Genomic DNA, 23,801 nt, shown 5'->3' on the forward strand with positions numbered 1-23,801 from the left:
AACCCACCGCGGCGGAACTGGCGGCGCTGAGGGCACTGGATCCCGATGGCACATTCGAAGCGGATGCCGCGGTCCGACTGCCGGAGTTGGCCGCATGAGTGATGTCGTTACCGCATTCGAGCAACAGGCGCGCCTGCGCGGGGACGCGCCGGCATTGTCCGCGGACGGGCAGACGATAGGCTATACCACGCTGCACGCCAGGGTCGTGGCCCGTGCCGGGGCAATGCTGGCCTCGGGCCTTGTTCCCGGCGACCGGGTCGCCTTGTTGCAGGATCGCAGCGTGGATCTCTGCACGGACCTTCTGGCCTGTCTGCACGCCAGGCTGCCGCTGACCGTCCTGAGCAGGAGCGAGGCGCAAGGTTCGGTCGTGGCCAAGCTGGTGGACGGTGGCTTTACAGGTCTGATCTGTGACGACACCAACCGGGAGGCGGCGCAGGCGCTGGCCGACGCGGCCGGATTGCGCCTCGTGACGCCGCCTGTGCCGGAAGGTGCCGCCGGCGGTTACACGATTCCGGTTCCAAGCGCCGAAGAGGAAGCTCTGCTGATCTTCACCTCCGGATCGAGCGGACGCCCCAAGGCAGTTCGCCTGTGTCACCGCAACATCGCGGCGAATACACGGGGGTTGTCGGAAATCACGCCGGTGGGTGGCGATGATCACTACCTGCACATGATGCCGTTAAGCCATACCAACGGTATTCTGAACCAGTTGCTGTATCCATTGATGCGCGGCGCGCGGATTACCTTGCTGCCGCGCTTCACGCCGGAAGCCGCGCTGGACGCGATGGCGGACCTAAAGCCCACCGTTGTCACCGGTGTGCCCACGATGTTCCAGCGGTTGCTGGATCATCCGATCCCGCAAGGGGCGACGGACCGGCTGCGGATGCTGCGCTGCGGCTCGGCGCCGCTGGCGGTCGAGACACAGGACCGGATCGAAGCGCATCTGGGCTGCCAGGTGCTGGTGAGCTATGGACAGACGGAGTTTACCTGCACATCGACCGCCAATCCGCCGGGGGCGGCCCGGCGCGGCTCTGTCGGACGCGCGATTCCCGGTGCCGAGGTGGCAATTCTCGAACCTGGTGGGGACACGCCCTTGCCGAACGGAAGCCGCGGCGAAGTGGCGTTCCGCGGTCCCTTGTCCGCCCTTGGCTATGTCGGCCATCCGCCGTTCGACCCGGAGGGCTGGGTCAGGTCGGGCGACCTCGGGTATCTCGACGAAGACGGGTATCTTTTCCTGACCGGCCGCCTGAAGGAGATCATCATACGCGGTGGTGAAAACCTGGCGCCCGCAAGCATCGAGGATGTGTTGCTCACAAGTCCGGGCATACGGGCGGCCTGCGTGGTGCCCGCGCCACATGCTGATCTCGGTGAAGTGCCGTTCGCCTTCGTGGAAGGCACGGGGCAGATCGAGGCGCTCGACGACTTGAACCGAAAGATCCGGGACGCACTTGGTCGCGCCCATTGTCTTGCCGGGATCGAACGCATGGACCGCCTGCCGGAAAACCATGTCGGAAAGATTGACCGCAAACGGCTGACGGCGGAGCTGTCGCAACGCATGTCCCCGGCACTGACCGGCGGCTGAGGTCGGCCGGTCCGGCCATCGGAGGGGTGGGTTTCGGCTCAGCCCGCGTCGATCAGGGCCATAAGCGCTTCGACTGCCCGGGTGCGATGCCGTTCCGGATGCGACAGCACGGTAAACGGACGCTCCGGGCGCGGCGCCCAGGTCACGCGGCGCTGGTGGACTGCACCGTCTTCCGCCAGCGCGTCGACGACGCGTCGTGACACCATGGACACGCAGTCGCTGCCCGCCACTGCCGACAGGACCGCTTCGTTCGACGGGATCTCCAGCAGGACCGCAAGGTCATTCCGACTCAACCCCAACTGGGCCAGGTGAACTTCGACCTCGGCGCGTGTGCCCGAGCCTTCCTCCCGCATCACCCAGTCGAGCTTGCGATAGGCTTGGGCTGACATCGCGCTGCGGGCTGCGGGATGTCCGCGCCGCATGACCAGCACGAGTTCGTCGCGCGCCACAACCCGTGTACGAAGATCGCCAAGCACGACCTCGCCTTCGACGAAACCCAGGTCGGCAGCGCCGTCGGCCACGGCCCTGGCAACGCTTGAGGTGTTGCCGACGCCAAGCCGGACGGAGAGGTCGGGGTGTGCCTGCCTGAGGCGTACCAGAACCGGGGGCAGGAAATAGGTCGCCACCGTCTGGCTTGCCTCGATCCGCAATCGCCCCCTCGGCCGCGCCGAAAGATCATCGAGGATCAGTTCCGCGGTCTCTGCCTGGTTCAGAACGCTTTTGGCCGCGGGCACGAACCTGTGGCCTGCTTCGGTGAGGGTTATGCCGCGCCCGACCCGGTCGAAAAGCTGCACTCCATGAGTGCTCTCCAGTGCGCGCAGGGCGGCCGACACGGCGGATTGCGTCATCTTCAGCGCCTCTGCCGCACGGGTGACATGGGCGCGTTCGGCGACTTCAAGAAATATGCGGAGCTGGTCTAGCGTCAATCATCAATCCAATCGATTATTACGTTCGATATTAGTTAATTTTATGAACATTTCAATTGGGGCATTTTGCAGCTGCAGAAACCGAGGACCTAAGCCATGCAAACCCTGAGCCAACGCGCACACCCCGGTGTGCTTCAAGACCTCTATGCGCACCTGCCCGGATTGGCACTGGTCATGGCCATCACCGCCATCGCCACGCTTGTCCAGAGGGCGACCGGTCTGGCAGCGCTCAGCCCGCTGGTCGTTGCACTGCTGCTCGGAATCGGCTGGCGTGTCGCCGTGGGCAGCCCGCCGTTGCTGCAACCCGGTATCCGCTTTGCCCTCAAGCCTGTCCTGCGCACTGCAATCGTATTGCTGGGGCTTCAGGTCACGGTCGGAGAGGTGTCTACCCTGGGCTTGCGGGGTGTTGTCGCCGTCACGACGACCCTGGCCGGGACGTTTGCATTCACGTGCCTGCTTGGCCGTCTGCTGGGCGTGGAAAGCCGGCTGGTACAGTTGATCGCTGCGGGGACGTCCGTGTGCGGTGCCTCTGCGGTTCTGGCGTGCAACACGGTGACACGAGGATCGGACGAAGATGTCGCCTATGCCATCGCCTGCGTTACGCTGTTCGGGACGAGCGCGATGCTGCTTGGGCCGATGGCGGCTCACATGCTGGAGCTGTCGCCTGAAACCTACGGATTCTGGGCGGGTGCGACGGTCCACGAGGTGGCCCAGGTCGTGGGCGCGGCCTTTGCAATGGGCGAAGAGGCCGGCCACGTCGGTACCGTGACCAAGCTGACACGGGTCTTGCTGCTTGCGCCTTTGATCCTGACGCTGGGTGTCCTGCAGTTCCGCCAGGGCGGGCAGCAGGCCTCTGGCTCGAAGCTTACGATTGTGCCGTGGTTCGTGCTCGGGTTCGTGATGCTCATGGGGGTCAATTCGCTGGTGAGCCTGCCGGACCGGCTGCATGACGCCACGGTGACGCTGACGGCGTTGATGCTGACGGCGGCACTGGCGGCGATGGGGCTGGAGACCGATTTGAAACGATTGCGGCAGAAGGGCCTGCGTCCGTTGATCCTGGGTGGGTCGGCGTGGATCTTCATCGCGACCCTGGGACTGGGCTTGGCGCTTTGGGCAACGACAGGATAGCCACGCAGGATATTACTGCATGCATTCAAAGAGTTTAGCCGAGAAGGATTGACCAATCTCCAAGTCTTCTGACACCCACAAGAGGCCACGTAGGCGCAATGCATGTGGGAGTTGAAAGATGTAACATTCTGATTTCGTGTTCGGCGACCGTTGTGCGCGCGCCTGTGAAGAAAATCCGCTTCCTGCCCATACAGTTTGAACAGATCAAACGGCCCTTGGCTGTCACTCACCTGACCAGCAGCTGTCTCCGATTTTGTGCGTCGAACCGGCATTCGCTGCAGATGCGAAAAGTGTGCTATTGGCGCGTCCAGCCGTAAGTCGGATGTGCTGACTGTACGCGTCGTGAGAACAGGGCTCATCGAAGCTGTTGGGTTTCCCTCGCAGAGATCTGCGAGGGAAATGCTGTCATACGATGGTCACCGGCTCGGGATCGTTCCGCTTCACGGCGGTGCCGCGGGCGAGCCGAATATCCTCGCTGGGCGCATTGATGCGACGCCCGTGTTCTCGGATGGCCTCTCGGTCCCGCGCTTCGTAGATGCAGACTGACCCGATGCGGCCATCTTCCTCGGTCCCAAAGATACCCGAATGTGGACTGGCAGACCGACCTGCTCGTGACCGAAGATGCCGGCCTCTATTGCAGCGGCGGTGTCAACGCCGCGAGCGACCTGAGCCTGCACCTCGTCGAGCCTCTCTGCGGTCGAACCGTTGCCATCGAGTGCTCGAAGGCACTACTTCTCGACATGCCGCGACCGAGCCAGTCGGGCTATGGCCTCCTGCCGCTGGCGCGGCCGCACGGTGACGAAAAGGTCAGGGAGGCTGAGCATCATATCTCCGAACATTTCACCCGCGACGTTCCTGTGGAGGAACTCGCCGAACGCGCAAGCATAAGCCGCCGCAACCTTGTGCGCCGGTTCAAGGCGGCCACCGGCCACATGCCCGGTGTCTACCAGCAGATGCTGCGCGTCAACGCCGCACGGAAGATGCTCGAGGACGGCGCACCATCGATCCAGCAGGTCGGACTCGCCGTGGGTTACGAGGATGTCGCCTTTTTCCGCCGCATCTTCAAACGCCATTGTGGCGTCGCGCCGTCGGCCTATCGTGATCGTTTCAGCCCGAGCAGGACGTAGACCCGCCACCAAGGCGCGCGGCACGGGCTCCGTCCGGGGAGGAGCCCGTGCTTTATCTTGTTCTGCGGCCGGGCTTCGGAGTGCATTACAAATGCGCACCTGGTGCTTCAAAGAGGATCATCTCGACGCGCTCATCGCCGTCGACATAGGCATCGTGACCTGGCGGGATCTCGAAGAAATCGCCCTTGGTGATCGGCGTTTCCGCGCCGCTCTCGACCATGCGAACCACGAGCCGGCCGGACATGCAGTAGCCGGTGTGGTGCATCGGGCATGTGTCCGGATGACCGAGAAGCGGTTTCTCGTCCGCCTCCCAGGTCCAGCCGGGTTCGAACACGGCGTGCATGCCGGTCGACCCCTGTGCTGTCTTCACGATGTCGATGCCGCCGCGCTCCTTCATGTCGAGCCGATCGTCGGGGCGTTCGAAGCGGTGGGTTTCGATGGTGTTCGTCATGGTGGTCCTGCCTTTCGTCGGCCCGGTTCCGAAGAACCGGGCCCTTTACACGTGAATTATGTCCGGTTTCAGGGACTGAAGGATTTGCCTGACCTCGCCGCGCGTAGGCGCGTCGTAGTTCAAGGCCTCCATCGTCCCGAGGATGTCGTCGCACGCGGCATCGTATTCCGACGGTTCGATCTCCATGCCGCGATGGGCGTGGGCCATGCTGCGGCCCCGGTAGTCGCCGGGCCCGCCGCTGCCCGCGGCGAAGAAATCGCAGGTGTGCTGCTTGATCTCCTCGACCCGCTCGGGCTGGTCCGCGTAGGGCGCGAACCGGTGTCCGATCAGTGGGTTGTCCATATGGGCCGCGACGGCCCCGTCGACGATCCGGCGGATGCCGGCGCCGCTTCCAAGGCGCTCATACAGCGTTACGGTCAGCAAGTCTTCGGGGACTTGGCGGGTCATGGTTCCTCCTTTCAAAGTTGCTTGGCAAATTGCTCAGGCCGGCTCGGACGGCGCGGCCCTGACGTCCTTGGCGGTCATCGGCTTGCCGCCGATGGCCCATTCGCCGCTGGCGATTTCCTGCACCCGGACCCATGTGACGCCGCGCATGGCCTCGCCTTCGATGCTGACCATCGCTTCGGTCACGTCGCGGATCATGCGCTGTTTCTGATCTTCGTCGAAGACACCTTCGATCAATTCGATATCGACAAGGGGCATATCCATTCTCCTTTCGTGCCAGTCAGTTGTCTTTCTGCCGGTGCGAACCGGCATGAGTGCAATATGCCAGTCAGCCGCTCCATCGCGCCAGTTCACGAACTGAATCGCCCCGGTACAGAGTCTGAACTGGCGGGGTCCGGGGGGAATCAGTCATGGTATCGACCCGAAAACCAAGGGAGGGTTGTCATGACCAATGCGAGCTATAAGCAATTCTGCCCGGTCGCGATGGCGGCTGAAGTGCTGTGCACCCGCTGGACGGTTGTCCTCTTGCGCGAGCTGGTCGCCGGATCGACCCGGTTCAACGAGTTGCGGCGCGGCGTTCCGCGGATGTCGCCGGCGCTGTTGTCGAAGCGCCTGAGCGAGTTGGAGGCGGCGGGTGTCGTGGAGCGCACGCGGCTGACCGATCCGCCGGACGTGGAGGCGTACCGGCTGACGCAGGCCGGGCAGGACCTGCAGCCGGTGATCGAGGCCATCGGCATGTGGGGTCAGAAATGGGTCGAGACCGAGCTATCGTTGGAAAACCTCGATCCCGAACTTCTGATGTGGGACATGCGCCGCAACCTCGACACGACCCCGGTGCCGACCCGGCGCGTGGTGATCGAGTTCATCTATCCCGAACTGCCCGAGTCTCAGCGCAAGTGGTGGCTGATCGTCGAGCCGGACCGAACCGTGGACTTGTGCCATATCGACCCCGGCTTCGATGTGGATCTCTATGCGACGGTCGATCTGCGCACCATGACGGAAATCTGGATGGGCCTGCGGTCGGTGGCCGATGCCGTCGACCGCCACGCGCTGCTGTTGGTCGGATCCTCGTCCCTGATCCGCTCGATGCAGACATGGCTGGGCCTCAGCCTCTTTGCGCAACAGGAAAAGCTGGCAATCTGATCGCGCCTGCGGCGGCTTTGCGCGCGGACATATCGAGGGCGAGAAGCGGAACCATCAAGCCGCGCGACTGCTTTCCGGCCTCTACACTTCTGTGGCCTGCTACGGGGACAACGCCACGAAATCCTTTTTCAGGTTTCTCAACAGCAGAAGGTAGTGATCCTTCGAGATGAACTGGTTTTCCTTTGGCTGCGTGCGCGGATACATCAGCGGCAGCAGTTCCAGCTCGGTTTCGGCGTTGCCGTCCTCGTAGGACTTGTTTTTACCGGACCGACCGTCCGGGGCGATGCGCATACCTTCGATCCCTTCCCAACGGGTGCCCTCATGCAGGTCCGCCACGGCGCCCGTGGTGGTGTCCGGTCGTACGCCCGGCATGTGGTCAGGCCCGAAGGCGTGCCCCACCTCGTGTGCGATGGCGCCGTTGTTCGCGGTCCGTTTGACCCCTGTCAGAGCCTTGCTGAGGCTCATGCCGATGAAGGGCTGCGCGGCGTCGCGGGTTGGATTGTCGGCCCGGTCGATCGTCGGGCTTCGCGTGACGCCCAGAAGCTTGATCCATTCATAGGGCGTGAAGATCACCACCAGGTTGAAACGCTCGTAGCTGTTGTTCGCGATGAGATGTTCCTGAACGGCATTTAGGAGTTTTGCGCGCACGATGCCGCGCTTGCTGATTTTCTCGGTCATCGCGGGCGGCTTCGCGAGGAAGTCGTTGAAGGCCCGGAGGGTGTCCATCGTGTCGGGCGAGAAGGTTTCGGCCAGCATTTCGAATTGGTAGATCTTCTCGATCTCGGCCACGAGTTTTTCGTTGAGATCGGGGTCGGGCGGTGGGGCCGGGGTCTCGGAAAGCCGGACCGACTGAACCGGGAAAAGCTGTTCGATGTAGTCCTCGGACCGCTCGGCGGTCAGGGCCACCTCCTTTACCACGTTCTGGGGCAGGTAATCGTACCAGGGCCCGACACGGGCGAAGACGTAGCCAATGTTCAGATCCCGTTCGAGCGGATCCCAGCGGATGTTCTCGTAGCCCGAGAATATGCGCGTGACGGCGTCGCATTCGCGGATCGGCTCAACCTCGGTTCGAACAGAGGCGACCTCTTCGAATTTCGGCGTCCAGCCGAAGAAATTGACGCTGTTTTCGGCCATGCGCCGTTCCGTGGGCGAGAACATGTCGGGGCGCCGGACGGTCACATCGCGCTTTTCCGGGGCCAGCAAGGGCGCCTCGATAGACGCGCCGGGGCGGGACCCGCATATGCGCGGGAAAGGACTGGACCCGCCAGCCCGTGGCGATGTCCGGGTCTGGGCGCCATTTCGGATAGGTTCGGATCACCGTCGGTTTGCCACCGACAAGCGGCGTGTCGGTGACGACCTGGATGGTATCGCTCTCGATGCCTTCGGCCTACACGAGATGTTCGGCAAGGCCGTCCTGCATGGGTTCCGTGTCGTCGAGATCGACCATCGTGTCGAACCCCCAGGCTCGGTCGACTGCCATCTGCTCGCCTTCCGCGCCGTGTATGCCCGATGCGCCGGCGCGCACCGTGAGGCGATAGCGCACGCCGTCGCGCAGCGGGGTCTGCGGGGTGACGATGACGGTCTCCGTGCCGGACAAACGGAGACGCGTTTCGACCGGGCGGATTTCTGTTCCGCCGTCTTCGGTCGCATAGCCGGTCTCAAGTTTCACCGCACTCGGGGTGACGGAGACCGGGGCGAGCGGACGGTCGAACGTCAAGCGGATACCGGGCGCGTCCCAGGGTAGGTTTTGCGCGTCGCGCGCCGGGCGGTGCGATACGAGCCGCAGCCGGGCGGCGGGCGCTTCGCCATCCGTCGGGGCCTGCGCGATTTCCAGCATACCCATCGCGTAGCCCATATTGCGCATGTTGGGGGCGGCGAAGCGGCCGGTTACGCGCAGGGGCTTGTCCCCCGTCTCCCGGTCGACATCGACACGACCGGGCCCCCTCGAACTCCACGTCCGACGCTCCCGCTCCACCGCCGCTGTGCCGGAAAGGTGGAACCGCCCGATCACATGCGTGTCGGTGATGCGCTCGATATGAACCGTGCCCGACAGTTCCCCCGTCAGAATTTGCGTCCGGGTGCCCGCCTGGGCAACCCCGTCCATGTCGCAGTTCAACTCTCTGACCTGCCGGCCGACCGTGGCACCCTGCGGGATCGTCGAAAGCTCAAGTGTCTTCAGCGCGCCTTGTCGTGTGGCACGACACATGTGTTTTTCGAATTCCTGTTCGCGGCGCATGTTCTCGGTGTTTGGAGGCAGATAAGGGTGCGGACGGATCTGACCGGCCCAGGATGAAAAAACCGTCGACGGGTCGGCGTCGCCGTCGCCACTCACGGCACGCACCTCATAAATTGCACCGGCGCGCAGATCACCGGGCCCGGCATCGGTCAGCGCGATGACCAGATGCGCACCGCTGTTGCGCGGCCAGCCACCGATGCCGCCATGGCGATAGGCGAGCGGGAGGCCGAGACTGCCCCCCTGGAAGGAAAAGAGGTTCGGACTGAAAACCTCGAACACGGCGCGCCTTGCGCCGCCGCTGGCCGTGGGGATGTCGAGGGACTCGCCCGACCTGTCTTCGACGAAGTCGATCGTGCCCTGGTCGAGACCCGGGACGCCCTCGGTGCCGCCGATGCGCTTCGCCGCAAGGTGCCGCGCGCAGGCCGCACCGCCGGCGCTGACCCCGCCAGCGATCGACAGGCTTGCCTGCCCCGGCATCAGGTCGGCATTTGCACCACCGGCAAAGGCGTTCGCGTTCAGGTTGCCCAGAAGGTCGAACGTCTGCGTCGGATTGATCGCTTGCAGCATGCCCTCGACCGAGCAGACAGGGGCTGGCGGCGGCGCGTTCAGATCGCAGCTGTCCTGCGCGTGCAGAGGCAAGGTTGCAGCGTACAGGACAGCCGCCAGTACGGCGGGAAACGGCGCTGGCCGGATCATTGGTTGCCCATGTTCATCATATTGCCCAGGTCCATCGGCTCTGCCGGCAGCTCGAAATCCCCGGCGGGCCCGGCATCGCCGTTCACTTCCGTCACCTTGAAGCGGTCACCGAAGGACAGCGCCGCAAGGCCGCGATCCTGAAGCTCTACCATGAGCGGATTTGGCGCCTCGCCGCTAATCGCCTCGATCAGCTGCATCTTGAGCGCTTGATGCTCCAGCAGGCGGGTATCGTCGGTCAGAACGGCGGTGACTGTGCGGGGCTGTCCGGCATTGTCGACCCACTCGATCTCATGGACGTCACCCTCGACCCCGGCGATCTCGCGTGTCTCGCCCATCTCCTCGATGGTGACGATCTCGTCGGGGAAAACCACGCCAGCCTCGTTCTGCGACGGTGTCTGGTTCGCCGCGCCCGGCATGTCCTTCATCTGGCCGAGGTCAATGACGGTGATCTGCCCGGCCATCGAGATGATGGAATACACGCTGTCGTCCCGCAGGAGCATGTAGGCGTCCATCCCCTCGATATCAGTGCGCAGCGCGCTGCCGAACCAACGTTCCGTCATGCTCATCTGGCCCGCGTCTCCCGCATCCGCAATGAAGCTGACACGGCCTTCGGCAAGGCTGCTCGTGGCAGCGACCAGGGTTGTAAAAAGGGCAGCGGTGAAGGGACGGATCACCATTGGTCTCCTGTCGTTGCGTTGGAATGAGGCGGAACACGCCGTGGCAAGGGCGTGTCAATACGAACAAAGCCGAAGGCCCGCGCATGCGCGTTACCGCAGACGAATCCGGGCGCGTACCGATCGGCCACGGCACGAGCCAGCGCGTTGGCGTCTGGCGTGTCAGTGGTGTCGATGACGCCGACCATGCAGCTTTCGGCGTCTGGCGTGGTGGCGACCGTACTGATGACCAGCATCTCGCGGTCATCGAAGCTGGGTCCGACATCCCAGCGGTGAATGGTGGCGAAGGGCTGCATCTCGCCTTTCAGCCTCTGCCGCCGCCATTCGACGGTATCATGCACGGTATTGAATGGTGTGAAACTTTCCCGCGGGCCGAAGACCTGCGTCCTGCCGTAGTCCATCGAGATGCGGGCATCTCCCTCCATCAGCATCAGGTAGAAACCCTGCGGCCCCGGGCAGACGAGCTGGAAACCCATGGCCGCCTCCTCGAGGGGCAGGTCCTTTTCCAGCGTCCGGCAATCGGCGTCCCAGTCATAGCTGGTGTAGACACTGTCGATGTCCTGCGCATGGGCCACGGCAGGCAGGGCAAGCGCGAGGAGGGCAGGGCGGATCATTCGCCGCTCTCGACCGGTAGGCCCGCGAAGCGGAGGGTCACGCTGCCCGCACCCTCTAACTGGTCGTGCGCGCCAAGTTCTGCGGTGAGCTCGCCGCCCAGACCGCCGTCTTCGGACCGTTCAAGGCTACCCTTGGCGCTGACCGGCATACCGGCGAAGGTGATCGACACCGGCGCGTCGGCGCCGGCCGTAAATGTGCCGCTGTGCCCGGCGGGAAAGTCCAGTTCCAGCTTGGGGCCGAACTTGCCCAACGACAGCACCAGCTTGTCCTCGCCCTCTACGGCCTTTGCCGGGGTGAAAAAGTTGATCAGCGGATCGTCGGGCATCGACTCGTCCAGCGCCGTCACGGTGCCGGTCGTCTCGACAAGGGTGACCTCCGGGCCAGCTGAATACGGGATCTCTTCAAAGTCCGCTGCCAGCGTCACCTCGTCGGAAGGATCGTCCCGCGACACGAAAGTGATCTCGGCCTTGCCTGTGATCGCGTCCTGGTCGCGCCGAGCAAGGGTAAGGCTACCACCGCCTTTGGAGGTGTAGGTGGCCGGACGCGGGGCGTTCGGACCGGCATCGCTGACACTCATCCACAGGTATGCGGATGGAAGCTTATCCTTGTCTGTCGGTCCGATCTCATGCGTGCCGGGCCCGATCTCTTCGGGCAGGCCAAGGCTGAGCGACAGGTCCACGGTTTCTCCCTGCCACTTTGCCGTGCCGGTGAGCGACAGGGTCCACGGTCCACGCGCATTGGTGGCCTGGTTGCCGTCCATCTTGAACTCCGACCGGTTGCAGGGGGCGTCTGCGCGGTAGGGTCCGACATTGCCTTGGACAATGCCGGCAAGCGCCATGCGATAGGCCCCCGACGCAAGGCCGCCTTCCTCGGTTTCCGTGGGCAGGGCGGCCACGCCCGGCGCGCGGCGGCAGGTGGCGGAATCGATCTGCGTGGCGCCGTCGCGGTCGAGCCAGACGAGCTTGTCGCGTTCCCACGGGAGGTGCCAGAGCATCCGCGAGGGGCCGGAGCGCGGGTCGCCCGGACCTTCGTAGCTGATGTCTGGGGTATTGCCGCAGATATTCGTTCCAGCGCCGACGACGAGCGGAAGAAGGCCATTCTGGTAGGCGGGCAAGCGCGTATCGCTGCATATCGTAAAACGGGCACCTGCCTCGGGATTCACGGCGACGCCCCCCCTCGATGTCGATCCAGACCGGGCCGGACGACATGCCGGCGGGGCGCACGGGGGCGCGCCCGTCCGAAAACGGCGTCACGGCGTCGAGCGCGCGCGTTTCCCCGCCCGGCATCGAGATCTCGCGGATGATCCAGTCGGTGTCATCCATGTAACCTGCATCGTCGCCGATGCGGACCGGCGCGCGCCTTTCGGTAGCGCGAGCCGCCTCTTGAAGAATGAATATTCTGGGGAACGCCAGCTCGCCCGAGCGGTCGATATAGCCGCGGTTCTCGGATTTCACGGCGGCCGGAGCATGGCTGTCGACAAAATCGCCACCGTCGATGAAGTCCGGCGCGATCGCCATCTGGCCGTCGGTGTCGATCCAGCCCACGCGGTCGTTGGCAAGACGCACCCAGGCAAGCCCATCCGAGAAGCTGCCGAAATCCCACACCTTGCGACCCTCGAAGGCGGGCGGGGTCCAGATATCGCCGTCGGCGGTGATGTAATGGGGTTTGCCATCGGCCGGGGTGGCTGCGCTGCAACCATCGGACATCGGTTTGGAGGGTGAGAGCGCGAAACGTTCACCTGATATGATGATACTGTCCGCATCTTTCGCACCCGGCCTCACGAGATAGCTGCCGGTGCGATCGATCAGGCCCCAGCCCGCGGCGGTTTCGACCGCCGCGACTCCTTCGGAAAAGGGGCGGGCCTGTCGCCAGGCGGGGGCAAGACGCCATTCGCCGTCGCGGCCGATGAACCCCCATTCTGCCTCATGCGGCAAAGGATAGAGCGGAGTGCCACCGGTTTTAGCTGGCGTGCCGCACGGCTGCGCCTGGGCGCCGAGGGTCGTCCCAACGCAAATCGCGCCGGCGCATGCGATGACCTTGCAGACGGTTTTGCACTACATCACTCCACCTCCACAATCTCGATCCGGTCGAATTCCGCGACGGTCTGTTCCGACCCCAGCGTTCCGGCAAAGAGCGCCGGGTCGCCGCGTGTGCGCAGGATCTGAATCGGGTCCGTCTCGATCACCTCGGGGCCACCCTCCTGCAGGGTCCAGCCGTTCAGCTTGAGCCGCCCGACGTAGTCACGGCCACGTTTCGAGATCGTCAGTCGAGCGCCCTTTTCCTCGAAATCCCGCAGGATCTGGGCCAGGTCGTAGCCGCGGACATTGCCGGCGATCTCGACTTCGGCGCGGGTTTCGGTGCCGCCGGACATGGCCCGCAGCCGCAGCCACAGGTCGTCATTGGAATTGCCCTGCCGATAGACATATGCCGAGATCGTCTTGTCGATATCCGCATGACGCCCGACCTGCACGATGGCCCGCCGGCCGCCCAATGACTGGACCTCGCCCATGCGCGCAGTGAAATCGGCGCTGAGATCCCAGTCGCCTTCGGGAAACTCGGCCGCGGTCCATCTGAAGACATTGGGTTGGTCTTCCGCATCGCCCATGTAGCCGGGCTGAACGGTCATCGTGACAAGGGTGCCATCGTCGAGAATGAAGCCGGACGGATCGGGATTGTTTACCGTCCAGTCCGCGCCGAGTTCGGCGCGATCGAACTCATCGACGAAAAGCGGGCCTTTCGGTTCCGGCGCAGGCTCTGGCGCGCTCACTTGTTGAAGCGCACCGCTCAGCGACGCGGCATCCGAGGCCGGGATATAGCGCCCGTCCGTCGCCTCCGCCGTCGTCCGAGTGAGCTTCGACGGTGTCGCCCCAGGCAGAAGATTGGTCCATTGCGGGCGCCACCGACTGAGCCTTCTGCGGACAGCCTGTCGCGAAAGCGGCGCTGGCGCGGATTTTCGGTAAAAGCGCCATTGCTTCTGAGATATGTTCTAGGGCCTTTGCGCGAAGAGAATGCCGGCGGACATTGCTTACCAGCCGAGGGGACTCGGAGGGGATTGAACGGCTTTCATCGGCCGCTTCATCAGCGCCGCCTTTCTCATGATGCCGGCTTCTTTGGTTATCTCAACATTGACCCTGTCTTCGATATGAAACGCGAGCCATTCGAGTGCTTGTACGCCCGGACGGATTTCGTCGGGTGCGGCCCTGTCGAAGTTTCGGCGCGGCCCGCAGTTTCGCCGGGCTCACGTGCGGAGTAAAGCAGCGCGTGTTCGACGTTGCGAAGGACGGGCCGAAGATCCATGCTGATCCGCACGCTGCAATCGCCGAACAGCATGGCATCGACCGTCCGCAGGGCAGGGTGCGTACTGGTCGGCGGCGTGGCCGAGGGCGGGGACAGCAGGCCTGCCGCAAGCGCCCGGAAGCGTGGAACATCTCCACGTCGCGCATGGCCCCGCAAGCGTCTTAAGTCCCGTCGCATGCGCATCCAGCGGCGCAGCCGCGCGGCCGGGGCCGACACAGCAGAGCGGCCGCGCAACGCCAGTATCATCGTTGACACGGCACTTGCGCCAAGAACAGCCAGATGCAGCCAGCCTACACCGGTGTCCTTGCGCCAACCGGATGCCGCATTGTCGGCAAAACTCGCGTAGCCGATGTTTGCCGCAGACAGCGTGGCGGTGGTCGCCGTCCGTGACGTCGTGTCGAAATAGGGCAGAGTTGCCTTGGAAAGAACGCCCGGCTCTCCGGTGATCGGGCGGAGTTTCCAGACCCAGACCAAGGTCGTGACCGGACCCTGTGAAGTGACCTGAAAGCTGAGGTCCTCCGGCGGGGTGAAGGTGATCAGCCATGGTTCGCGCAAGGCGGGCTGCTGCGGCATCATCTCGGGGGTCGCACCAAGTGCTCGGATCACGACCCGGCGCGTCACGCTTTGCCCGTCCTCCAACTGTGCCGGATCGGCGTCCCAGGTGTCGGAGACTTCCAGCGCGCGGACCGGGAACCACGACTCGTCTGCGCCTGTCGGCTTTTCTTCGACCTCGATGCGCACGGGATCAGACCGGACCAGGACAATTTCGCGTTGTCCGCCGCTGCCGATGATCTCGAGTTCATGCACGATCGGCAGAATCTCCAGATTTCCGGCCCGCTTCGGGAAAAAGGCGATGCGCCGCTCGAACACCCGAGCGGTGCGACCGTCGATGCGCTGATCGCTCCAAGCGTCCTGTCCCAGCCGCGTCCAGTCAAAATCAGTCATGCTGCGCAGCTTGAGTTCCTCGTTGGTGATGGTCTCGCGATAGGTGCCGCGGATCGTGGCAAGGACCATCTCGCCCTCCAACGGTGCCGTTTCGCGCGGATCCAGGACGAGCTCCAGTTTCAGCGTCTGGGGCGTTTGCGCGGCCAGGGGTGTCGCCAGCAGAAGCAGAAGGGTCAGCAACCTCACCATCGGCTGGGCTCCTCGCGATGGGCCTCGCCGTCCTTGCGACGACGTTCCATCTCGGCGGCAAGGCGGCCGTTGAGATAGGCCCCCGGCGCATCGGCGAGCGTGTCGAGCCAGCCTGCGTCCGCCGCCGATGTCCGCTCGCCGGTGACCGAGCGTTTCAGGCTGGCACGCTTTGGGTCGCGTTCCTCCGCCTGGATGGGTTGCGTGGGGTCGTCGGGATCAAAAGCCGCGGTTTCGACGCCGCTTTTCGACAGGATTGTCTCGATCCGGCCGTGCCCGCGGGCTTCGCCGATCACCGGCTCGATCAGGGCCGATACGACCGCGCGGTTGTGGCGGGCGTCGGCATCGTAGCGGTCGGCGAACAGCACGGCATCGAAATAGGCGACCGACAGGCTGTGGTCGCCCGTCGCGGCCAGTGTCATGCCCCGGTTATAGGTCGCGCTGCGGCCAAGCTCGGCGAAAACGGCGTCGGCTTCGACATAGCGTCCGGCCTGGTAGAGCGCCGCGCCGCGTGCGCCGGGGGTCTGGATCAGCGGGAGAGCCAGGTCGGGAAAGCCCGCACGCCAGATCAGTTTCGCCCATGCCTCGGGGCCGGCGATGACGGCGCAAAGCAGGGCCGCGGCAAGGACCGAAAGCGACACGCGGCTCATGCGTCACGCCTCCGGCGGAGGAGGAATGCAAGCGGCAGGAGGGCAAGGGTGACGAACCATCTGCCCTGGTCGGAATAGCGCAGGTTGCGAAGGGTGTCGTTTGCCTCGGCGGCGCCCTGGCGCTCGCTCAGGATCGTCTCGACGCCCGAGAGGTCGGACGCATCCACGATCACGCCGCCGCCCGCGCTTGCGACCGAGGCAAGCGCTTCGCGGTCTGCGGCGGGCATGCCGTAGGGCGGGTCGTCGGGCGCCACGAAGACGGTCGAGACACGCAGGCCCGCAGCCGCCATCTGGCGGGCCCGGTCCAGCGCCTCGGGTCCGACCCCGCCGCCGTCGGAGACGAGCACCACATCGGGATGCGCCGCGGCCGCGTCGGCCAGGGTCTGCCGTGCGAGGTCGAGCGCGCGGTCCGGGCGGCTGCCCCCCACCGGCATCGTCTCGGTGTCTGCCACGGCGATGACCGTTTGCAAGGCGGCCGGATCCTCGGTTGGCACGCTGACAAGAAAGCTTTCGGCGGAGTAGACGCCCAAGGCCACGGGCCGTGTGCCGTGACGGTCGATCATGCGCGACACGGCGGCCTGGGCGTCGTCGAACCCGCCGCCTTGGGTCACCGATGGGGACAGGTCCATCAGGATCATGACCGCGTCGAGATTGCGTAGTACCGGCGCGTCGGGATCGCGGGTGGCCGGTCCCGCCAGCCCGAACGCGGTCAGCCCACCGGCAAGAGCCAGCAGCCACGGCCCTGCATCGCGTCGGCCTTCCACGACATGCCCCAGGCCGCGCAGGGCAACCAGCAGGTCCGGGTCGATGACGCGGCGCCATCGGTCCAGTCCGTTGCCCCTCAGGGCGACGGCGGCCCCGGCCAGCAAGGACAGCGGAACGCCGACCAGCCACAGCGGGCGAAGCAGGATGATCTGCCACAGGTCCGTCACGCTGCCTCCCGCGCCTGCAACCCGAGCGCCGTCGCCAGCATCGCCAGCGCCGCGCCGGCCAGCCATGGCCAGTAGTTCTGCCATCCGCGGATCGGGGGGGCATCGGCCAGGCTGGGCTCGAGCCGCTCGATGGCCTCGGTCACCGCCACGAGGTCCTTGGTGGTGCGCACGCGGAAGGTCTGGCCTTGTGCGGCCTCGGCAATGCGGCGCAGGGTATCGCTGTCGACCGCGTCGCGGGCATCCGGGGCGGTTTCAAGATCGGCCGGACCGAGTGCAATCGTGTAAATCCGCACGCCAAGCGTTTCAGCGGTGATCGCGGCGGCAACGGGATCGACCGTTCCGGTCGTATCCTGCCCGTCCGACAACAACACGATCACGCGGCTTTTGGCATCGCGAACTCGCAGCCGACGAAGCGCAAGACCCAGGCCATCCGCGATGGCCGTGGCCTTGCCGGAGACACCGATCTGAACGGTTTCGATCACCTGGGCGACAGCGGAGACGTCATGCGTCAGGGCCGCCGCGACATAGGCGCGCTCACCGAAGACGACCAGTCCGACCCGGTCGCCCTTGCGGGCGCGGACGAAACGCGCGCCCACGTCCTGTACCGCGGCCAGGCGCGAAACCTGTGCGCCGTCCAGAACGAAATCCTCGCGCTCCATCGAGCCGGAAAGATCAAGCGCAAGGACGATGTCGCGCCCCGAGGCGGGCACCATTTCAAGCGTGCGTTCCATGCGCGGGCCGGTCAGGGCGGCGACTAGAAAAATCCATGCAAGGACCAGGATTGTCGTCAAGGCATGGCGCCGCACGGGCGCCGTATCGATCGGGCGGAATGTTTCCGCGATGGCCGGTGGCAGGTTCAGCGCGCTGGCCGCGACCGGGCGTCCGGGCAGAAGGCGGAACAGCAGGAATGGCAGCGGGAGCAGCAGCGCCGCCCAGGGGAACGCGAAACTCATCGGTGTGCCCTTCGCTGGGCAGCGGCCATGATGGCGGTTTCCAGCACCGTCGGATCAAGCGGGTGGCGCGGATTGTAGAGCGCCTCGCGCAGACCGTCCGGAGGCGTGCCACCAAGATCCCGCAGAAGGCTGGCAAGTCCGGCAAGCCGGGCCTGGGGATCGTCACCGGACAAATCGGCGATGGCGGCGCGGGCCGTCTGTGTCGGTCGCGTCTTCCTGACGGTTGCGAACCTTGCCAGCCGCGCGAACAACAGGCCCACGATCAGGCCGAGCGCCGCAGCCGCCAGCGCGTCGTGCAGGCCGAAGCGGGCAAAGCTCTCCGGGATGCGGATATCGGCAAGACGGGCGATCAGATCTTCGGGTCTCATGCGGCCTCCGGACACACCGGGTCTGCCGCGTTCAATATCCGGTGGGGTATGGCGTGGCTTGCAAGACGGTCGGCAGAGGTGGAGGCCCCGAAACGGCCTGGCCTGACGCTTCCGCCGATACGCGCCGAAAAGCGGCCCGGCGGTGGCGCCTCCTCCACGCTATCCTGCACCAGAAGAACCTCGAGTGGGCATTTCCGCATCAAGGCCGCCGCCACTATGCCGAAATCCGCGCCGGGCGTATCAAGCCCTGTCGCGATCCTGACAGCGGTACCCGGCGCTGTCAGCGCGGTTACGGTTTCCAACATCACCGCAAGGCTTTCATAGCGTGCATCCGGGGCGTCGAGGGCCGCTTCATGGGCCCGCGCCAAAGCGCCCGCCATGCGCAGCATCGCGGCTTCGCGCGGGCGTGGGTCCAGTATCTCCACGCCGCCGCTGGTGACAATCATCACGCCGACGCGTCCTCCGGTCACAACCGCGCGCCAGCCTTCCAAAGCCAATGCCTCTGCGGCGGCGACTGAGCGGAAACGCCCGCGTGTGCCCCAGAGCATCGGCGGGCGAAAATCGGCGACCAGCAAAAGCGTGCGCTCTACTTCCTCGTGCCGGCTGCGGACCTGCGGCCGTCCGCTGCGCGCCGTGGCGGACGGGTCGATCCGGCGCGGATCGTCACCGTCCTGAAACGGGCGCAGGTCGAAAAGATCGCCGCCCTCGCCGCGGCGCGGGCCGGAGAGACCCCCCGCGACCCCATGGGAAAGGCCGGGCGGGTGTTTGCCCGTGACGAGGCCGCCGATCGCGACGAGACGGTTGAGAGAGACCTCGGCCCCGGATGCCCGGGGCAGGCTCATAGTGGCGGAACCGCCGAAAGGATCTCGGCCAAGATCGTGCGGGAGGTGTGGCCTTCGGCCTGCGCCCGCCAGGTCGGCGCCATGCGGTGGCACAGAACGTCGGATGCCAGTGCCGCGATGTCTTCGGGCACCGCGAAATCGCGGCCGTGCAGCCACGCGCGCGCACGGGCGCTCGACGCCAGGGCAAGCGTGCCGCGCGGGCTTACCGCGTGGCGGATCCGATCGGTCAGGTCAATGGCCTCCGTGGCACGGCGTGTCGCCATCACCAGCGCCACCATGTATTGCTTCAATGCGGGGGACAGGTGGACCTGAAGCACGTCTTCCTGCATGGCGGCGAGCGTTGCGTGATCCAGCGTCGGGGCTTCGCCCCCGGCATGACTGCGCAGTTCCGTCTCGACGAGATCGAGAATGTCCATTTCCGCGGTCTCATCCGGCAGATCAAGAACGACATGCATCAAGAAGCGGTCAAGCTGTGCCTCGGGCAGGGGAAAGGTGCCTTCCTGCTCCAACGGGTTCTGTGTGGCGATCACCATGAAAGGGTCGGGCAGGGGACGGGTCTGCCCGCCGGCGGTGACCTGGCCCTCGCCCATCGCCTCCAGCAGGGCGGACTGCACCTTGGGCGGAGCACGGTTGATCTCGTCAACGAGGACAAGATTGTGAAACACCGGTCCAGGCAGGAAATCCATCTTGCCACTTTCTTGCCGGTAGACCTGCGTGCCGGTCATGTCGGATGGCATCAGGTCGGGCGTGCACTGAATGCGGGCAAAGCTGCCCTCTACACCGTCGGCCAGCCTGCGCACCGAACGGGTCTTGCCAAGGCCCGGGGCGCCCTCGATAAGCACGTGCCCGCCGGTCAGAAGCGCGATCATCAGCCGTTCCACCAGCGCCGCGTGCCCGACAAGCCCCGCTTCCATCCGGGTCACCAGCATTTTCGCGGAGTCCGGTCGAACGCGTGCCGTCCTGTCTGCGATATCCTCCATCCGGTCCTCCTGTTGCTTCGATGACATAACCACGCTGAGTGCAGGCAAAGAAGGCTTCGAAATGCTTTTCGGTGCATGTCGGGCAAATTGCCCGAGACATGCGGGCCGGTTTGCCCGATCCTTGGTGGCAGCGCGCTTAGGGAGGGAATGACATGAGCCTTCGGTTTCGACTGGTCTTGACGCTGTGGCTGGTCACGGCGTTGGCAGGCGCCATGACGCTTGGGTTGGCGGCCGGGGATGCCTATCGGTCCGCCCGGAGCGACACCCAGACCACGCTGACGCGCGCCAGCTATGTGCTGGAGCGAAACTATCACATGGAGCCGCGCGTGGGTGATCCACTTTATGCAGAGATGACGTCTATCAAGCTTCTGGGGGTGATGGCACCGGGCACGTGCATCCTGTACGAACAGCGACTGATCTCGGAACGGCGTCTTTGTGCCGGCTGGCAAGTCTTCGGCCAGATCGCGCCGGGATGGTTTCGCGACCTTTCCGAACGGGTGTTCGAACCGCCTGCCTCGGTCACCCGGTCAGGGTCCGCGTCGCAAAGTGGCGCGTTCCACGTTCAGGCGTCCTTCGATCCGGTGGCCGCAGCGACGCTGGCGTGGCAGCGGACAAGTCTGGCCCTGTGGCAGACGTTGGCGATGGCGGCCGGCGTATTGGTCCTGGGCTCCATCGCAATAGTCTGGAGGCTCGGACCGGTCCGCGGTATCGTGTCCGGGCTTGACCGGCTCGCCTGCGGCGATCTTGATGCGCGGGTCGAGCCGGGCGGCGCACAGGAGTTCGGCCAGATTGCCCGGGCCGTCAATCACTTGGCGGAGCGGCTGCGCGCCAGCGCCGCGCAGAGCCATGCGCTGACGCGAAAGCTGATAGAGGTCGAGGATGTAGAGCGGCGTCAGTTGGCGCGGGACCTGCATGACGAATTCGGTCAGACCCTCACCGCGACGGCCGCACTCGCGGCTTCCATGAGCTGTGCCGCTCCGCAGGACCGTCCGGACATCGATCGCGATGCAAAGACCATCGGGGCCAATATCCGCAACATGATGGATTGCCTGCGCGGCGCGTTCGCCCGTCTGCGTCCGCCGGATCTGGAGGACGTCGGCCTTGCTGCCAGCTTGCGCACCATGCTGGACGGCTGGGCGACCCAGCGCGGTACCCGGCTGACGCTGGACTATGACCTGGACGAAAAGGGGATGTCGAATGCAGTGGCACTGGACCTCTACCGGATCGTACAGGAATGTGTCACCAACGCGATGCGGCATGGCGCGCCGGCCCGTGTTCGCGTGGCGCTGCGGCAGGCCGGCGACAGTATATCCTTGAGCGTAGAGGATGATGGCGGCGGCACGCTGGTCCGGGGGCAAAGTGGGCATGGTGTTCTGGGTATCAGCGAGCGCACGTCCGCGATGGGCGGCGAACTGCAGATGCGGGAAACCGATCTTGGCGTTCGGGTCGACGTGACCGTACCTGCCGCTATTGCGAGAAACGCGGCATGACCGAGCGCCTTGTGATGATCGTCGACGACCACCCGGTCGTGAGAGAAGGCTATCGCCGGCTGATCGACCTGCAACCGGGGCTGCGGATCGTGGCCGAGGCGGAGGACGCGCGCAGCGCCTACAGCCGCTACCGCGAGACATCGCCAGACGTTGTTGTGATGGATGTGACCTTGCCCGGTGCCAGCGGCATAGAAGCGATCCGCCACATTCGGCAATACGACGAGGCCGCAAGGATCGTTGTGTTCACGATGCATCAAGGCGCGGCCTTTGCGTTGAAAGCGGTCGAAGCCGGTGCGGCCGGCTATGTCACGAAGAGCAGCGATCCGGCAAACCTCATCGAGGCAATCTTCGGAGTGCTGGAGGGGCGCACGGTGATCTCAACCGACGTGATAGAGGGTATCGCGCAAGACCGGATCTCGGGCGCCGGCAGCGGACTGGATGAGCTGAGTACGCGCCAGACTGAAATCCTGCGCCTGCTGGCAAGCGGCTGGCCGGCTGAAAAAATCGCTGACGCTCTATCTATCAGCCTCAAGACGGTGCGGAACAATCATTACCAGATCAAGAGCGTGCTTGGCCTCGAAACAGACGCTCAGATGGTCTGGTTCGCGCTTAAGACCGGACTTGTGGAGAGGTCGAGGGCGGAGCAAGTCTAGGCTCAAATTGGTGTTTGCGAGCAAAAGGCTTGAATGCGTTGTCCTCGCCCCGGCTTTTTCATGGAAAACCCATAGCTGCGCGGTCACGTCTCGCCCGACGCAAGGGGGGCATGCCTAGCAGGAAACCTTTGCAAAACGCACAGGACGCACTTGTGGCGCGCGGCAAGGGCCGTGCGTGGTATCGGCCAGCCCATTCGTCTGGCCGATACCGCGAGTTGCTTCGTCAATGCTGGCCGGTGGAACCATGAGCGTTCGTGGCACCCAGGACCGGCAAACCGATGCTTGCAGTTGTACTCAGGCCGCCGGCAAGGCGATCGCCTTGGCTGCGTCACCGTCCCGCGCACCGTAGTGGACCAGCACCCGGGCCGCGTTTTCCGCACCGAGCTTGCCAGCCTCTTGTACCGGCAAGCCGCGGGCCAGTGCCGCCAGGAAACCGCTCGCGTAGGCATCCCCCGCGCCGGTGCTGTCGACGACTTCCGGCACGTCGACAGCCGGGATGTGGTGGCGCCCGTCGGCATCGGCGACAATGGAGCCCTTGTCGTGCTCGGTCACTGCCGCGACCGAAACCCGCGTCATTGCCCAGCCAAGCGCGGCGTCCGCGCCTTCGCGTCCCGCAAGCGCGGCCACCTCGGCCTCGTTGCCGACAAGGATGTCGACATGACGCGAGACGAAGTTGCGCATGACGTCTATGTTGCGCTCGACGCAGCCGGCATCCGAAGGTGTCAGCGCCACCTTCGCCCCGGCGGCCTGCGCCGCTTCGGCCAGGCGTTCGATCACCGCCGCGCCATGCGGGGCGTCCCATATGTAGCCTTCGATAAACAGGATATCGAACTCTTCGGGAAGGGCCGCGAGCGCCTCCGGAGGCATCAACGTGGTCGCCGCCCCCAGGTAGGTGCTCATGGTGCGCTCGCCGTCCGGCGTGACCAGCACGACGCAGCGGCCGGTCCCATGATCGCCGTTCTGTGCGACGGCAACCGGTGCGGCCAGCCCCATGCCCGACATTTCCTCGCAGAAAGCGTCGCCGAGATCATCGTTGGCCACCTTGCCCAGGTAGGTTCCCCGGACAGGCGTGTCGGCCAGGTGAGCGATGGAGTTGGCCACCGATCCGCCGGACTGGCGGATACCGGGGCCGACATCCTCGAACAGGGCGTGGGCCGCGTCGGCATCCACCAGGTGCATGCCTCCCGGGGTCAGCCCGTGCCGCGTGACGACATCGGGCTCGACCGCGGCGACGACATCGACCAGCGCGTTGCCCAAACCCACGATATGCGGAGTTCGTTCGGTCATGTCTGGCTCCTCAATACCGGTAATGCTCGGGCTTGTACGGGCCATCCGGCGAGACACCGATATAATCCGCCTGGTCTTTCGCCAGTTCCGTCAGCTTCACGCCGATGCGGTCCAGGTGCAGGCGCGCGACCTTTTCGTCCAGGTGCTTGGGCAGGATATAGACCTCGTTCTGGTATTCGCCGCCGTTCTTCCACAGCTC

At 65.1% G+C, this 23,801-nt stretch carries 27 protein-coding genes and 1 pseudogene; 8 read left to right on the top strand and 20 right to left on the bottom strand.

The window, feature by feature from the left end; genetic code table 11:
- Positions 1-94: 94 nt before the first annotated feature.
- Complete coding sequence (locus RBB18_RS21415) at positions 95-1,579, top strand: class I adenylate-forming enzyme family protein (protein WP_306112425.1); 1,485 nt, start codon at positions 95-97, stop codon at positions 1,577-1,579.
- Between the two features lie 38 nt (positions 1,580-1,617).
- Here the strand turns inward: RBB18_RS21415 and RBB18_RS21420 are convergent, their stop codons facing one another.
- Positions 1,618-2,505: a LysR substrate-binding domain-containing protein gene (locus tag RBB18_RS21420; RefSeq protein WP_306112426.1), complete on the bottom strand. Its 888-nt coding sequence runs from the start codon at positions 2,503-2,505 to the stop codon at positions 1,618-1,620.
- 96 nt (positions 2,506-2,601) lie between these two features.
- On the opposite strand from RBB18_RS21420, the gene RBB18_RS21425 reads away from it, so the two are divergent.
- Together RBB18_RS21425 and RBB18_RS21430 are read left to right on the top strand one after the other, a co-directional pair.
- Positions 2,602-3,633 carry a YeiH family protein gene (locus RBB18_RS21425; protein ID WP_274594733.1) on the top strand — a complete coding sequence of 344 codons (1,032 nt, stop codon included), beginning with the start codon at positions 2,602-2,604 and terminating at the stop codon, positions 3,631-3,633.
- 587 nt (positions 3,634-4,220) lie between these two features.
- On the top strand, positions 4,221-4,760 hold the full coding sequence (locus RBB18_RS21430) for a GlxA family transcriptional regulator (RefSeq protein WP_306112427.1): 540 nt from the start codon (positions 4,221-4,223) through the stop codon (positions 4,758-4,760).
- Between the two features lie 85 nt (positions 4,761-4,845).
- Here RBB18_RS21430 and RBB18_RS21435 read toward each other — a convergent pair whose 3' ends face one another.
- Genes RBB18_RS21435 through RBB18_RS21445 form a run of 3 tightly spaced genes read right to left on the bottom strand, consistent with a single transcriptional unit; the run spans position 4,846 to position 5,913 of the window.
- Entirely contained in the window at positions 4,846-5,211 is a 366-nt protein-coding gene (locus RBB18_RS21435; RefSeq protein WP_306112428.1) for a cupin domain-containing protein, read from the bottom strand.
- Positions 5,212-5,256: 45 nt separating this feature from the next.
- Positions 5,257-5,658, bottom strand: coding sequence for a group 1 truncated hemoglobin (locus RBB18_RS21440; RefSeq protein WP_306112429.1), 402 nt, complete (start codon positions 5,656-5,658; stop codon positions 5,257-5,259).
- Positions 5,659-5,691: 33 nt separating this feature from the next.
- On the bottom strand, positions 5,692-5,913 hold the full coding sequence (locus tag RBB18_RS21445; protein ID WP_306112430.1) for a tautomerase family protein: 222 nt from the start codon (positions 5,911-5,913) through the stop codon (positions 5,692-5,694).
- A gap of 186 nt (positions 5,914-6,099) precedes the next feature.
- On the opposite strand from RBB18_RS21445, the gene RBB18_RS21450 reads away from it, so the two are divergent.
- Positions 6,100-6,798 carry a helix-turn-helix domain-containing protein gene (locus tag RBB18_RS21450; protein WP_306112431.1) on the top strand — a complete coding sequence of 233 codons (699 nt, stop codon included), beginning with the start codon at positions 6,100-6,102 and terminating at the stop codon, positions 6,796-6,798.
- 99 nt (positions 6,799-6,897) lie between these two features.
- Here the strand turns inward: RBB18_RS21450 and RBB18_RS21455 are convergent, their stop codons facing one another.
- The 5 genes from RBB18_RS21455 to RBB18_RS21475 form a co-directional block, all read right to left on the bottom strand.
- Positions 6,898-8,001, bottom strand: a complete 1,104-nt coding sequence (locus RBB18_RS21455; RefSeq protein WP_306112432.1) for a hypothetical protein — start codon at positions 7,999-8,001, stop codon at positions 6,898-6,900.
- Between the two features lie 184 nt (positions 8,002-8,185).
- Positions 8,186-9,730, bottom strand: coding sequence for an Ig-like domain-containing protein (locus RBB18_RS21460; protein WP_306112433.1), 1,545 nt, complete (start codon positions 9,728-9,730; stop codon positions 8,186-8,188).
- Positions 9,727-10,404 carry a hypothetical protein gene (locus tag RBB18_RS21465; RefSeq protein ID WP_306121275.1) on the bottom strand — a complete coding sequence of 226 codons (678 nt, stop codon included), beginning with the start codon at positions 10,402-10,404 and terminating at the stop codon, positions 9,727-9,729. Before RBB18_RS21465 ends, RBB18_RS21460 begins: the two co-directional genes overlap by 4 nt.
- Positions 10,401-11,018, bottom strand: a complete 618-nt coding sequence (locus RBB18_RS21470) for a hypothetical protein (protein ID WP_306112435.1) — start codon at positions 11,016-11,018, stop codon at positions 10,401-10,403. The genes RBB18_RS21465 and RBB18_RS21470 overlap by 4 nt, the downstream gene beginning before the upstream one ends.
- Positions 11,015-12,133, bottom strand: coding sequence for a hypothetical protein (locus RBB18_RS21475; RefSeq protein ID WP_306112436.1), 1,119 nt, complete (start codon positions 12,131-12,133; stop codon positions 11,015-11,017). The genes RBB18_RS21470 and RBB18_RS21475 overlap by 4 nt, the downstream gene beginning before the upstream one ends.
- 65 nt (positions 12,134-12,198) lie before the next feature.
- Between RBB18_RS21475 and RBB18_RS21480 the strand changes: the two genes are divergently transcribed.
- A complete protein-coding gene (locus RBB18_RS21480; RefSeq protein ID WP_245890345.1) occupies positions 12,199-12,345 on the top strand; it encodes a hypothetical protein in 147 nt (48 codons plus the stop codon).
- A gap of 140 nt (positions 12,346-12,485) precedes the next feature.
- Complete coding sequence (locus tag RBB18_RS21485) at positions 12,486-12,740, top strand: hypothetical protein (protein WP_245890346.1); 255 nt, start codon at positions 12,486-12,488, stop codon at positions 12,738-12,740.
- Between the two features lie 117 nt (positions 12,741-12,857).
- Here the strand turns inward: RBB18_RS21485 and RBB18_RS23245 are convergent.
- The 9 genes and pseudogenes from RBB18_RS23245 to RBB18_RS21525 form a co-directional block, all read right to left on the bottom strand.
- Positions 12,858-12,953, bottom strand: a pseudogene (locus RBB18_RS23245) (WG repeat-containing protein); the annotation flags it as partial.
- A 125-nt stretch (positions 12,954-13,078) separates the two neighbouring features.
- Positions 13,079-13,786, bottom strand: coding sequence for a hypothetical protein (locus RBB18_RS21490; RefSeq protein WP_306112437.1), 708 nt, complete (start codon positions 13,784-13,786; stop codon positions 13,079-13,081).
- 347 nt (positions 13,787-14,133) lie between these two features.
- A complete protein-coding gene (locus RBB18_RS21495) occupies positions 14,134-15,450 on the bottom strand; it encodes a hypothetical protein (RefSeq protein WP_306112438.1) in 1,317 nt (438 codons plus the stop codon).
- Positions 15,444-16,097, bottom strand: a complete 654-nt coding sequence (locus tag RBB18_RS21500) for a hypothetical protein (RefSeq protein WP_306112439.1) — start codon at positions 16,095-16,097, stop codon at positions 15,444-15,446. Before RBB18_RS21500 ends, RBB18_RS21495 begins: the two co-directional genes overlap by 7 nt.
- On the bottom strand, positions 16,094-17,029 hold the full coding sequence (locus tag RBB18_RS21505; RefSeq protein WP_245890348.1) for a VWA domain-containing protein: 936 nt from the start codon (positions 17,027-17,029) through the stop codon (positions 16,094-16,096). Before RBB18_RS21505 ends, RBB18_RS21500 begins: the two co-directional genes overlap by 4 nt.
- Positions 17,026-17,982, bottom strand: coding sequence for a VWA domain-containing protein (locus RBB18_RS21510; RefSeq protein WP_306112440.1), 957 nt, complete (start codon positions 17,980-17,982; stop codon positions 17,026-17,028). The genes RBB18_RS21505 and RBB18_RS21510 overlap by 4 nt, the downstream gene beginning before the upstream one ends.
- On the bottom strand, positions 17,979-18,350 hold the full coding sequence (locus RBB18_RS21515) for a hypothetical protein (RefSeq protein WP_103761018.1): 372 nt from the start codon (positions 18,348-18,350) through the stop codon (positions 17,979-17,981). Before RBB18_RS21515 ends, RBB18_RS21510 begins: the two co-directional genes overlap by 4 nt.
- Entirely contained in the window at positions 18,347-19,192 is an 846-nt protein-coding gene (locus tag RBB18_RS21520) for a DUF58 domain-containing protein (RefSeq protein WP_306112441.1), read from the bottom strand. The genes RBB18_RS21515 and RBB18_RS21520 overlap by 4 nt, the downstream gene beginning before the upstream one ends.
- On the bottom strand, positions 19,189-20,172 hold the full coding sequence (locus tag RBB18_RS21525) for an AAA family ATPase (RefSeq protein WP_371931688.1): 984 nt from the start codon (positions 20,170-20,172) through the stop codon (positions 19,189-19,191). The genes RBB18_RS21520 and RBB18_RS21525 overlap by 4 nt, the downstream gene beginning before the upstream one ends.
- A 152-nt stretch (positions 20,173-20,324) precedes the next feature.
- Here RBB18_RS21525 and RBB18_RS21530 point away from each other — a divergent pair, with 152 nt between their 5' ends.
- Entirely contained in the window at positions 20,325-21,662 is a 1,338-nt protein-coding gene (locus RBB18_RS21530; protein WP_306112442.1) for a histidine kinase, read from the top strand.
- Positions 21,659-22,315, top strand: a complete 657-nt coding sequence (locus RBB18_RS21535; protein WP_306112443.1) for a response regulator transcription factor — start codon at positions 21,659-21,661, stop codon at positions 22,313-22,315. The genes RBB18_RS21530 and RBB18_RS21535 overlap by 4 nt, the downstream gene beginning before the upstream one ends.
- Positions 22,316-22,609: 294 nt before the next feature.
- Here RBB18_RS21535 and RBB18_RS21540 read toward each other — a convergent pair whose 3' ends face one another.
- Together RBB18_RS21540 and RBB18_RS21545 are read right to left on the bottom strand one after the other, a co-directional pair.
- Positions 22,610-23,602 carry an adenosine kinase gene (locus tag RBB18_RS21540; protein WP_274594714.1) on the bottom strand — a complete coding sequence of 331 codons (993 nt, stop codon included), beginning with the start codon at positions 23,600-23,602 and terminating at the stop codon, positions 22,610-22,612.
- A 10-nt stretch (positions 23,603-23,612) separates the two neighbouring features.
- The coding region (locus RBB18_RS21545) for an adenosylhomocysteinase (RefSeq protein ID WP_306112444.1) at positions 23,613-23,801 on the bottom strand (189 nt) is incomplete at its 5' end.

Source organism: Roseovarius sp. MMSF_3298 (assembly GCF_030733705.1).
GTDB classification, from domain to species: domain Bacteria; phylum Pseudomonadota; class Alphaproteobacteria; order Rhodobacterales; family Rhodobacteraceae; genus Roseovarius; species Roseovarius confluentis.

Bases quoted from the DNA above. Each gene is read 5' to 3' on its own strand.
- RBB18_RS21415 (WP_306112425.1), top strand. From the start codon at position 95: ATGAGTGATGTCGTTACCGCATTCGAGCAACAGGCGCGCCTGCGCGGG.
- RBB18_RS21425 (WP_274594733.1), top strand. From the start codon at position 2,602: ATGCAAACCCTGAGCCAACGCGCACACCCCGGTGTGCTTCAAGACCTC.
- RBB18_RS21435 (WP_306112428.1), bottom strand. From the start codon at position 5,211: ATGACGAACACCATCGAAACCCACCGCTTCGAACGCCCCGACGATCGG.
- RBB18_RS21440 (WP_306112429.1), bottom strand. From the start codon at position 5,658: ATGACCCGCCAAGTCCCCGAAGACTTGCTGACCGTAACGCTGTATGAG.
- RBB18_RS21445 (WP_306112430.1), bottom strand. From the start codon at position 5,913: ATGCCCCTTGTCGATATCGAATTGATCGAAGGTGTCTTCGACGAAGAT.
- RBB18_RS21450 (WP_306112431.1), top strand. From the start codon at position 6,100: ATGACCAATGCGAGCTATAAGCAATTCTGCCCGGTCGCGATGGCGGCT.
- RBB18_RS21460 (WP_306112433.1), bottom strand. From the start codon at position 9,730: ATGATCCGGCCAGCGCCGTTTCCCGCCGTACTGGCGGCTGTCCTGTAC.
- RBB18_RS21470 (WP_306112435.1), bottom strand. From the start codon at position 11,018: ATGATCCGCCCTGCCCTCCTCGCGCTTGCCCTGCCTGCCGTGGCCCAT.
- RBB18_RS21480 (WP_245890345.1), top strand. From the start codon at position 12,199: ATGTCGATCCAGACCGGGCCGGACGACATGCCGGCGGGGCGCACGGGG.
- RBB18_RS21485 (WP_245890346.1), top strand. From the start codon at position 12,486: ATGGCTGTCGACAAAATCGCCACCGTCGATGAAGTCCGGCGCGATCGC.
- RBB18_RS21495 (WP_306112438.1), bottom strand. From the start codon at position 15,450: ATGGTGAGGTTGCTGACCCTTCTGCTTCTGCTGGCGACACCCCTGGCC.
- RBB18_RS21500 (WP_306112439.1), bottom strand. From the start codon at position 16,097: ATGAGCCGCGTGTCGCTTTCGGTCCTTGCCGCGGCCCTGCTTTGCGCC.
- RBB18_RS21510 (WP_306112440.1), bottom strand. From the start codon at position 17,982: ATGAGTTTCGCGTTCCCCTGGGCGGCGCTGCTGCTCCCGCTGCCATTC.
- RBB18_RS21515 (WP_103761018.1), bottom strand. From the start codon at position 18,350: ATGAGACCCGAAGATCTGATCGCCCGTCTTGCCGATATCCGCATCCCG.
- RBB18_RS21520 (WP_306112441.1), bottom strand. From the start codon at position 19,192: ATGAGCCTGCCCCGGGCATCCGGGGCCGAGGTCTCTCTCAACCGTCTC.
- RBB18_RS21525 (WP_371931688.1), bottom strand. From the start codon at position 20,172: ATGGAGGATATCGCAGACAGGACGGCACGCGTTCGACCGGACTCCGCG.
- RBB18_RS21530 (WP_306112442.1), top strand. From the start codon at position 20,325: ATGAGCCTTCGGTTTCGACTGGTCTTGACGCTGTGGCTGGTCACGGCG.
- RBB18_RS21535 (WP_306112443.1), top strand. From the start codon at position 21,659: ATGACCGAGCGCCTTGTGATGATCGTCGACGACCACCCGGTCGTGAGA.
- RBB18_RS21540 (WP_274594714.1), bottom strand. From the start codon at position 23,602: ATGACCGAACGAACTCCGCATATCGTGGGTTTGGGCAACGCGCTGGTC.